This window comes from Streptomyces sp. NPDC058375, assembly GCF_042723425.1.
In the GTDB taxonomy this organism is placed as follows: domain Bacteria; phylum Actinomycetota; class Actinomycetes; order Streptomycetales; family Streptomycetaceae; genus Streptomyces; species Streptomyces durocortorensis.
In genome coordinates this window covers 24,468-33,298 of sequence record NZ_JBHXJG010000055.1, presented here as the reverse complement: position 1 = coordinate 33,298, position 8,831 = coordinate 24,468, and the positions used below count along the sequence as shown (strand labels likewise).

Annotated in this window: 7 protein-coding genes; 6 read left to right on the top strand and 1 reads right to left on the bottom strand. The window is 71.0% G+C overall.

Going from position 1 to position 8,831, the window contains the following annotated elements; all coding sequences use genetic code 11:
* Positions 1 to 167: 167 nt before the first annotated feature.
* The 3 genes from ACFWM7_RS12405 (at position 168) to ACFWM7_RS12395 (ending at position 4,291) form a co-directional block, all read left to right on the top strand.
* Complete coding sequence (locus ACFWM7_RS12405; RefSeq protein WP_205081039.1) at positions 168 to 827, top strand: response regulator transcription factor; 660 nt, start codon at positions 168 to 170, stop codon at positions 825 to 827.
* A 433-nt stretch (positions 828 to 1,260) separates the two neighbouring features.
* On the top strand, positions 1,261 to 3,225 hold the full coding sequence (locus ACFWM7_RS12400; RefSeq protein WP_383258892.1) for a 2-oxoacid:acceptor oxidoreductase subunit alpha: 1,965 nt from the start codon (positions 1,261 to 1,263) through the stop codon (positions 3,223 to 3,225).
* Positions 3,218 to 4,291: a 2-oxoacid:ferredoxin oxidoreductase subunit beta gene (locus ACFWM7_RS12395; RefSeq protein WP_383258889.1), complete on the top strand. Its 1,074-nt coding sequence runs from the start codon at positions 3,218 to 3,220 to the stop codon at positions 4,289 to 4,291. Before ACFWM7_RS12400 ends, ACFWM7_RS12395 begins: the two co-directional genes overlap by 8 nt.
* Before the next feature lie 57 nt (positions 4,292 to 4,348).
* Here the strand turns inward: ACFWM7_RS12395 and ACFWM7_RS12390 are convergent, their stop codons facing one another.
* Complete coding sequence (locus ACFWM7_RS12390) at positions 4,349 to 4,756, bottom strand: winged helix-turn-helix transcriptional regulator (RefSeq protein WP_383258882.1); 408 nt, start codon at positions 4,754 to 4,756, stop codon at positions 4,349 to 4,351.
* Positions 4,757 to 4,851: 95 nt separating this feature from the next.
* Between ACFWM7_RS12390 and ACFWM7_RS12385 the strand changes: the two genes are divergently transcribed.
* The 3 genes from ACFWM7_RS12385 (at position 4,852) to ACFWM7_RS12375 (ending at position 8,816) form a co-directional block, all read left to right on the top strand.
* Positions 4,852 to 5,712 (top strand): SDR family oxidoreductase, encoded by an 861-nt coding sequence (locus ACFWM7_RS12385; protein ID WP_383258877.1) that lies wholly within the window; start codon positions 4,852 to 4,854, stop codon positions 5,710 to 5,712.
* 288 nt (positions 5,713 to 6,000) lie between these two features.
* Positions 6,001 to 7,011 carry an EamA family transporter RarD gene (gene rarD, locus ACFWM7_RS12380; protein ID WP_383258904.1) on the top strand — a complete coding sequence of 337 codons (1,011 nt, stop codon included), beginning with the start codon at positions 6,001 to 6,003 and terminating at the stop codon, positions 7,009 to 7,011.
* Positions 7,012 to 7,085: 74 nt separating this feature from the next.
* Positions 7,086 to 8,816, top strand: a complete 1,731-nt coding sequence (locus ACFWM7_RS12375; protein WP_383258874.1) for an FAD-dependent monooxygenase — start codon at positions 7,086 to 7,088, stop codon at positions 8,814 to 8,816.
* Positions 8,817 to 8,831 lie beyond the last annotated feature (15 nt).

The following is an 8,831-nucleotide window of genomic DNA, read 5'->3' as shown; positions in this document are numbered from 1 at the left end:
AGGCGTACGGGTTATCCACAGGCCCCCCATCCGTGTCCGGGTCCTGGGATGCTTGAACCGACGGGGCGCGGCGCGCAGGCGTTGGGCGTGGTGCGCGCGGGGCCGCGGGGAACGCGGCATATTCGAACAGTGGGGGACTCGCAGTCGTGGAGAACGTGGAGAACAGGGTGCGCGTGGTCATCGCCGAGGATTCGGTCCTGCTCCGGGAGGGGCTCACCCGTCTGCTCACCGATCTCGGGCACGACGTGGTCGCGGGGGTCGGGGACGCGGAGGCACTGCTCAAGACCGTGGCGGAGCTCGACGCCGAGCAGGCGCTTCCCGATGTGGTGGTCGCCGATGTGCGGATGCCGCCGACGCACACCGACGAGGGGGTGCGCGCGGCGGTGCGGCTGCGGAAGGACTACCCGGGCATCGGGGTGCTGGTCCTCTCCCAGTACGTGGAGGAGCAGTACGCCACCGAGCTGCTGGCGGGCAGCAGCCGCGGGGTGGGGTATCTGCTGAAGGACCGGGTGGCCGAGGTCCGCGAGTTCGTGGACGCCGTCGTCCGGGTGGCGCAGGGCGGGACGGCGCTGGACCCGGAAGTGGTGGCGCAGTTGCTGGGTCGCAGCCGCAAGCAGGACGTGCTGGCGGGGCTGACGCCGCGCGAGCGGGAGGTCCTCGGTCTGATGGCGGAGGGCCGGACGAACTCCGCGGTCGCCCGGCAGCTCGTGGTGAGCGACGGGGCGGTCGAGAAGCACGTCAGCAACATCTTCCTGAAGCTGGGGCTCTCCCCCAGCGACGGCGACCACCGGCGCGTCCTCGCGGTGCTGACCTACCTGAATTCCTAGCTATCTGACACTCTGTCAGATAGCCAGAACCCGACCCCTGGACACCCCGGACGCCTGAGCACCTGGGCGCCTGGAAGCGCTCGGGAGCACTTCGGGGGCGCTCCGGGGGTGCGGTGCAGGCCCGGGGGTGTCCGGCAGTCGCCGGACGGGCACCTCTGATCAAGGAAGGGCCGGGGAGGGGCGAGAGGGAAGAGAGAAGAGGGGGCGAGGGGAGAGGCGAGGGGCCTAGGCCAAAAGACTCAGGGGGCGGGCATCTCCATCCCATGATCAGGGGCTGGCAAAACGTGACAAGCCTTACTAAAAGGGTGTCTCAAAACGGCGTCCACCATATGATCGGTTCCTGGAGGGCCACCCACGCGGACGTAGGGTGGCCTCTGGGATCGCCGGCTGGCCGGACGGTTCCGAACCGCCGCCCCAAGGGAGGTCCAGTTCAGTGACGAGCCAGGTCAGTAGCGCGGCAGATAAGGCCGATGAGGCCAATGACGCCGTCCTCGGGGGCCAGCGAGCCCCCCTGTCAGGTACGACGGGAACCACGGGCGGCGACGGGAAAGAAGTTCGCCGCCTGGACCGGGTGATCATCCGCTTCGCGGGCGACTCGGGTGACGGTATGCAGCTCACGGGTGACCGCTTCACCTCGGAGACCGCCTCCTTCGGCAACGATCTCTCCACCCTGCCGAACTTCCCGGCCGAGATCCGTGCCCCCGCAGGCACTCTGCCGGGAGTCTCTTCCTTCCAGCTCCACTTTGCCGATCACGACATTCTGACCCCGGGCGACGCCCCGAACGTCCTGGTCGCGATGAACCCAGCCGCCCTGAAGGCGAACATCGACGACGTACCGCGCGGCGCGGAGATCATCGTGAACACCGACGAGTTCACGAAGCGGCCGATGGCGAAGGTGGGGTATGCGACCAGTCCGCTGGAGGACGGTTCGCTGGAGGCCTACAACGTCCACCCGGTGCCGCTGACGACGCTGACGTTGGAGGCGCTGAAGGAGTTCGGACTCCCCCGCAAGGAAGCCGAGCGGTCGAAGAACATGTTCGCGCTCGGGCTGCTGTCGTGGATGTACCACCGGCCGACCGAGGGGACGGAGGCGTTCCTGCGGGCCAAGTTCGCGAAGAAGCCGGAGATCGCCGAGGCGAACGTGGCCGCCTTCCGGGCCGGGTGGAATTTCGGCGAGACGACCGAGGACTTCGCGGTTTCGTACGAGGTCGCCCCGGCGTCGCAGGCCTTCCCCACCGGCACCTACCGCAACATCTCGGGGAACCTCGCCCTGTCCTACGGTCTGATCGCCGCCGGGCAGCTGGCGGATCTGCCGCTCTACCTGGGCTCGTATCCGATCACCCCGGCCTCGGACATCCTGCACGAGCTGTCCCGGCACAAGAACTTCGGTGTGCGGACCTTCCAGGCCGAGGACGAGATCGCCGGGATCGGTGCGGCGCTGGGTGCGGCGTTCGGCGGGGCGCTGGGCGTCACGACGACGTCCGGCCCCGGGGTGGCACTGAAGTCGGAGACGATCGGTCTCGCGGTCTCCCTGGAGCTGCCGCTGCTGATCATCGACATCCAGCGCGGCGGTCCGTCCACCGGGCTGCCGACCAAGACCGAGCAGGCCGACCTGCTCCAGGCGATGTTCGGCAGGAACGGTGAGGCCCCGGTTCCGATCGTGGCCCCGCAGACCCCGGCCGACTGCTTCGACGCCGCGATCGACGCGGCCCGGATCGCCCTGACGTACCGGACCCCGGTCTTCCTGCTCTCCGACGGCTATCTGGCCAACGGCTCCGAGCCCTGGCGCATCCCGGAGACGGACTCGCTGCCCGACCTCAAGACCCCCTTCGCCACCGGGCCGAACCACACCCTGGCCGACGGCACCGAAGTCTTCTGGCCCTACAAGCGCGACCCGCAGACCCTGGCCCGCCCCTGGGCGGTCCCCGGGACGGCCGGTCTCGAACACCGTATCGGCGGGATCGAGAAGCAGGACGGCACCGGCAACATCTCCTACGACCCGGCCAACCACGACCTCATGGTCCGCACGCGCCAGGCGAAGATCGACGGCATCGAGGTCCCCGACCTCCAGGTCGACGACCCGGCCGAGGCGGCGACGCTGGTGCTCGGCTGGGGGTCGACGTACGGGCCGATCACCGCCGCCGTCCGCCGGCTCCGCGCGGCCGGGCAGCCCATCGCCCAGGCCCACCTGCGCCATCTCAATCCCTTCCCGAAGAATCTCGGCGAGGTGCTGAAGCGCTACGACAAGGTCGTCGTGCCGGAGATGAACCTCGGCCAGCTCGCGATGCTGTTGCGGGCGAAGTATCTGGTCAACGCCCACAGCTACAACCAGGTCAACGGAATGCCGTTCAAGGCCGAGCAGCTCGCCACGGCCCTCAAGGAGGCCATCGATGCCTGACACCGACGAACTGCGGCACAACGAACTGCTGCAGCTGGTGCCCAAGGCCGGGGCGAAGCAGTCCATGAAGGACTTCAAGTCGGACCAGGAAGTGCGCTGGTGCCCGGGGTGCGGTGACTACGCGGTCCTCGCCGCCGTCCAGGGCTTCATGCCGGAGCTGGGCCTGGCGAAGGAGAACATCACCTTCATCTCCGGCATCGGCTGCTCCTCCCGCTTCCCGTACTACATGAACACCTACGGGATGCACTCCATCCACGGCCGGGCCCCGTCCATCGCGACCGGGCTCGCCACCTCGCGCCGGGACCTTTCGGTGTGGGTGGTCACCGGGGACGGCGACGCGCTCTCCATCGGCGGCAATCACCTCATCCACGCCCTGCGCCGCAACGTCAACCTCAAGATCCTGCTGTTCAACAACCGGATCTACGGGCTGACGAAGGGCCAGTACAGCCCCACCTCCGAGCTGGGCAAGATCACCAAGTCGACGCCGATGGGGTCGCTCGACGCGCCCTTCAACCCGGTGTCGCTGGCCATCGGCGCGGAGGCGACGTTCGTGGCGCGGACGGTCGACTCCGACCGCAAGCACCTCACGAGCGTGCTGCGCGCGGCGGCCGAGCACTCGGGCACGGCGCTGGTGGAGATCTACCAGAACTGCAACATCTTCAACGACGGCGCGTTCGAGGTCCTCAAGGACAAGGAGCAGGCCGCCGAGGCCGTCATCCGCCTCGAACACGGGCAGCCGATCCTCTTCGGCTCCCAGGAGCCCAAGGGCGTCGTGCGCGATCCGGCCACCGGCGATCTGAAGGTGGTGGCCGTCACGGAGGAGAACCGTTCGCAGGTCCTCGTCCACGACGCCCACGCGGAGTCGCCCACGACGGCGTTCGCGCTGTCCCGGCTCGCCGACGCGGACACGCTGCACCACACCCCGATCGGAGTGCTGCGCAGCGTTGAGCGGCCCGTCTACGACACGCTCATGTCGGACCAGCTCGACGCCGCCCTGGAGCGCGACGGCAAGGGCGACCTCGGCTCGCTCCTCGCGGGCAACGACACCTGGACGGTCATCGGCTGAGCCGAAGCGCGTTCCGTCCGCGCTCCACCGGGGCCCGGGCCCGGTCCCCCGCGGGGATCAGGCCCGGGCCTCGTCGTACGCCTCGCGTGCCGCCCGCACCGCGTCCACCTGGTGTTCGATCCAGCGGCCGAGCGCCGACACCTGCTCGGCGGCCCCGACGCCGAGCGGGGTGAGCGAGTAGTCCACCCGCTGCGGGATCACCGGCTTCGCGTCCCGGTGGACGAAACCGTCGCGCTCCAGCGTCTGAAGGGTCTGGGCCAGCATCTTCTCGCTGACGCCGCCCACCTCGCGGCGCAGTTCGCTGAAGCGGTACGAGCGCTCCAGCAGCGCCACGAGAACGAGCACGCCCCAGCGGCTCGTCACATGTTCCAGGATCAGTCGGGACGGGCACATGGGCTGCTTGACGTCCTCGACCGGACTCGCTGCCGCACCTACTGCCCCATCTACTGCCGTACTCACTTCCATGCCAGTACCTTACTTCAAAGTGGGTACTTTCTATGGGTTAGCGCTTCCCGTAGGGTCGTGCCCGTAAGCGAAACACCGCGAAATCGGAGCCCCCCATGAGCATCGTTGTCACCGGAGCCACTGGCGCACTCGGCCGCCTCGTCGTCGACGCCCTACTGACCACGGTCCCGGCCGGCGAGGTCGTCGCGGTCGTACGCGACAAGGAGAAGGCCGCCGCGCTCGCAGCCCGGGGCGTGGAGCTGCGCATCGCGGACTACAGCCGCCCCGAGACCCTCGCCGGAGCCTTCCGGTCCGGCGACCGGGTGCTGCTGATCTCCGGCAGCGAGGTCGGCCGGCGCGTGGCGCAGCACACCGCGGTCATCGACGCGGCCAAGGCGGCGGGCGTCGCCCAGCTCGCGTACACCGGCATTCTCGGCGGACCGGACGCGGACTTCACGCTCGCTGACGAGCACCGGGCGACCGAGCAGCTGATCCTCGACTCCGGACTGCCGTACACCTTCCTGCGCAACGGCTGGTACACGGAGAACTACACCGCCAACCTCGCCCCGACCCTGGAGCACCATGCGGTCGTCTCCAACACCGGCGACGGCCGTGTCGCCTCCGCCGCCCGAGCCGACTACGCCGCCGCCGCGGCCGCCGTGCTGACCGGCGACGGCCACCTGAACACCGCCTACGAGCTGAGCGGCGACACCGCCTGGTCGCTGGCCGAGTACGCGGCGCTGCTGTCCGAGCTGACCGGCGAGACGATCGCGTACAACAACGTCCCGGCCGCCGTGCACCAGGAGATCCTCGTCGGCGCGGGGCTGCCCGAGGGCTTCGCGGCGATCCTCGTCGACGTGGACGAGGCGGTGGCGCGCGGGCGGCTCGCGGGGACGAGCGGGGACCTCGCCCGGCTCATCGGCCGCCCGACGACGCCGCTCGCCGAGACCGTGCGCACCGCCCTGCCCACCGCCTGAACCCCGACGCGCCCCCGCACCCGCACCCGACCCTGCCCCGGCCCGCCCACCCCGCCCCGCCCGCCGCACACAGCGCTGTCATGAGTGTTTCCGTGAGACGGCTATGACACGAAGCCCTTCCGGCGCTACCGTCGTGCCGTCGGCGGATCCGCCGGTGAATCCGGCGGTGGGTCCGCCGGTGAATCCGGCGGTGGGTCCGCCGGTGGATCCGGCGGTGGATCCGGCGGTGGATCCGGCGGTGGATCCGGCGGTGCGAGCAGGCCGGGAGGGCACGTGGAGGGGAAGACCATGGAGGGCAGGAACGAGCAGCGGACAGGCCTGCTGTACGGAATCGGCGCGTACGGGATGTGGGGCCTGGTCCCGCTGTTCTGGCCGCTGCTCAAGCCGTCCGGGGCGATCGAGATCCTCGCCCACCGGATGGTCTGGTCGCTGGCCGTCGTCATCGTCGCCCTGCTGGTCGTACGCCGCTGGGCCTGGATCGGCGAACTGGTCCGCGACCGGCGCAAGCTAACTCTGATATCGGTCGCGGCGGCGACGATCACGCTGAACTGGGGCCTCTACATCTGGGCCGTGAACAGCGGTCACGTCATCGAGGCCTCGCTCGGCTACTTCATCAACCCGCTGGTCACCATCGCCATGGGCGTTCTGCTGCTGGGTGAACGGCTGCGGCCCGTCCAGTGGGCCGCGGTGGCCACGGGCCTGGCAGCGGTCCTCGTCCTCGCGATCGGGTACGGCAGGCCGCCCTGGATCTCGCTGGTGCTGGCGTTCTCGTTCGCCACGTACGGGCTGATCAAGAAGAAGGTGAACATGGGCGGCCTGGAGTCCCTGGCCGCCGAGACCGCCGTGCTCTTCGTGCCCGCGCTCGGCTTCCTGCTCTGGCTCGCCGCCACCGGCGCGTCGACGTTCACGGCCGGGGGCGCGGGGCACGGGTTCCTGCTCGCCGCGACGGGCATCGTCACGGCGATCCCGCTGATCTGCTTCGGCGCGGCGGCGATCCGGGTGCCGCTCTCCACGCTGGGGCTCCTCCAGTATCTGGCGCCGGTCTTCCAGTTCGGGCTCGGCGTCCTCTACTTCGACGAGGCGATGCCGCCCGAGCGGTGGGCCGGGTTCGCCCTCGTCTGGATCGCCCTGTCCCTGCTGACCTGGGACGCGCTGCGCACAGCGCGGCGCAACCGGGCGCTGGCGGTGAAGCTGCTGGCGACGGCGGCCGCGGCTCCGGCGGCCGCGACTCCGGACCTCTTGGCTCCAAATCCCGCGACCCCGACCCCTGCGGCTCCGGATCCCGCGAAGCAAAAATGACCTAGTTGCTTTTCTTACTCGGTTACGTTTTCTGGTGCTGTGGAACGCCGGAGAAGCGTGACCGAAGGAGAGGCATGGGCATGACCGACGTACTCGTCGTGGGAGCGGGGCCCACCGGACTGGTGCTGGCCTGCGATCTGGCCCGGCGCGGCGTTGCCGTACGGATCGTGGACCGGTCCGCCGCACCGCCGCGCACCTCGCGCGCCAAGGGCCCCAACCCCCGGTCCCTGGAGATCCTCGACGATCTCGGGGTGGTCGAGGAGGTGCTCGCCGCCGGTTCGGCCCCGCTACCGATGCTCAAGTACCGCGACCGCCTCCCGGTCGCGGAGTCCGATCCATGGGCGGACTCCGCACCGGCCCCGGACGTCCCCTACGACCGGGGGTGGCTGAACGCCCAGTGGCGGCTGGAGGAGATCCTGCGGGAGCGGCTGGGCGGGTACGGCGTCCGCGTCGAGCTGGGCCGCGAGGTCGTGGGGCTGGCGGAGGGGGCCGGCGGGCGGCACGTGGACGTGATGTTCGCGGAGGGCCGGACGGAACGCGCGCGGTACGTCGTCGGGTGCGACGGCGCCCACAGCTCCGTACGGAAGCTGCTCGGGATCGGGTTCGAGGGGACCACCGCCGAGGACCAGGTGATGGTCTGCGGCGATGTCGAGCTGGCCGGGGACGCCCTGGACCGTACCCGCTGGCACCAGTGGTTCGACGCGGACGGCGCGGTCATGCTCTGCCCCATCCCCGGTACACGGACGGGCTGGTGGTTCCAGGCCGGGCCGGAGCGGGACGGGGCGGGCCGGCCGCTCGCGCCCACCACCGACGGGTTCCGGCGGCTGCTCGCCCGCCACACCGCGCTGCCCGGCCGGGCCCTGACGCGGGCCGAGCTGCTGTCGACGTACCGGGTCAACGTGCGGATGGCGGACCGTTTCCGCGCCGGGCGGGTCCTGCTCGCGGGCGACGCGGCGCACGTGCACGCCATCGCGGGCGGCCTGGGCATGAACACCGGCATCCACGACGCGTTCAACCTGGGCTGGAAGCTGGGCCTGGTGCTCGCCGGTCACGCGGGCGCGGAGTTGCTGGACACGTACGAGGAGGAGCGGCTTCCGGTGGCCGCCCGGACCCTGGACCTCACCTCGGAGCGGCTGCGGGCCACGCTGGAGGCGATCCGCCGGCCCGGCGGCGGCCTGGACGCGGCGATCACCCCGGACACGACCGGCCTGGGCGTCGGCTACCGCTGGAGCTCCCTGGCCCCGGCCCCCGTCGAAGCCCCGCAGGCCGGGGACCGTGCGCCGGACGGCGGAGGTCCCGCGCCGCTGCCCGGGGACCGCGCGCCGGACGCCCCTTGCGCCGACGCCGCGACCGGAGCCCGTACCCGGCTGCACCGCGTCTTCGCGGGCCCCCGCACCACGGTCCTCGGCTTCGGCCCGGGCAGCGCGGCGGTGCTGCGCGAGGTGGCGGACGCGTACGGGGACGCCGGGGTGCGGACCTGCCGGGTGTACGCCGCGCACGAGGACCGGACTCGCGAGGACCGGGCGCACGAGGACCGGACTCACGAGGACCGGAGTCACGAACACCGGGCCGGGGCGGCGCCCGGATCCGTGGTCGACGACGCGGGTCACGCGGCCGCCGCGTACGGAACGGGGGCCTCCGGCGCTACCGGCGCGGGCACCGTCGTGGTCGTCCGGCCCGACCACCACGTGGGCGTTGTCGCGTCTGCGGACGACGCCCGTTCCGTACGGGAGTATCTGCGCCGGCTCCACGGATCGGAACGGCCCCCGGAACGGTCGCCCGGCATGGTGGACGCCGTGCGGTAAAGGCTGATTGAGTGC

Coding starts and splice junctions, on each gene's coding strand:
- ACFWM7_RS12395 (WP_383258889.1), top strand. CDS start 3,218: ATGCCTGACACCGACGAACTGCGGCACAACGAACTGCTGCAGCTGGTG.
- ACFWM7_RS12390 (WP_383258882.1), bottom strand. CDS start 4,756: ATGGAAGTGAGTACGGCAGTAGATGGGGCAGTAGGTGCGGCAGCGAGT.
- ACFWM7_RS12385 (WP_383258877.1), top strand. CDS start 4,852: ATGAGCATCGTTGTCACCGGAGCCACTGGCGCACTCGGCCGCCTCGTC.
- rarD (WP_383258904.1), top strand. CDS start 6,001: ATGGAGGGCAGGAACGAGCAGCGGACAGGCCTGCTGTACGGAATCGGC.
- ACFWM7_RS12375 (WP_383258874.1), top strand. CDS start 7,086: ATGGGCATGACCGACGTACTCGTCGTGGGAGCGGGGCCCACCGGACTG.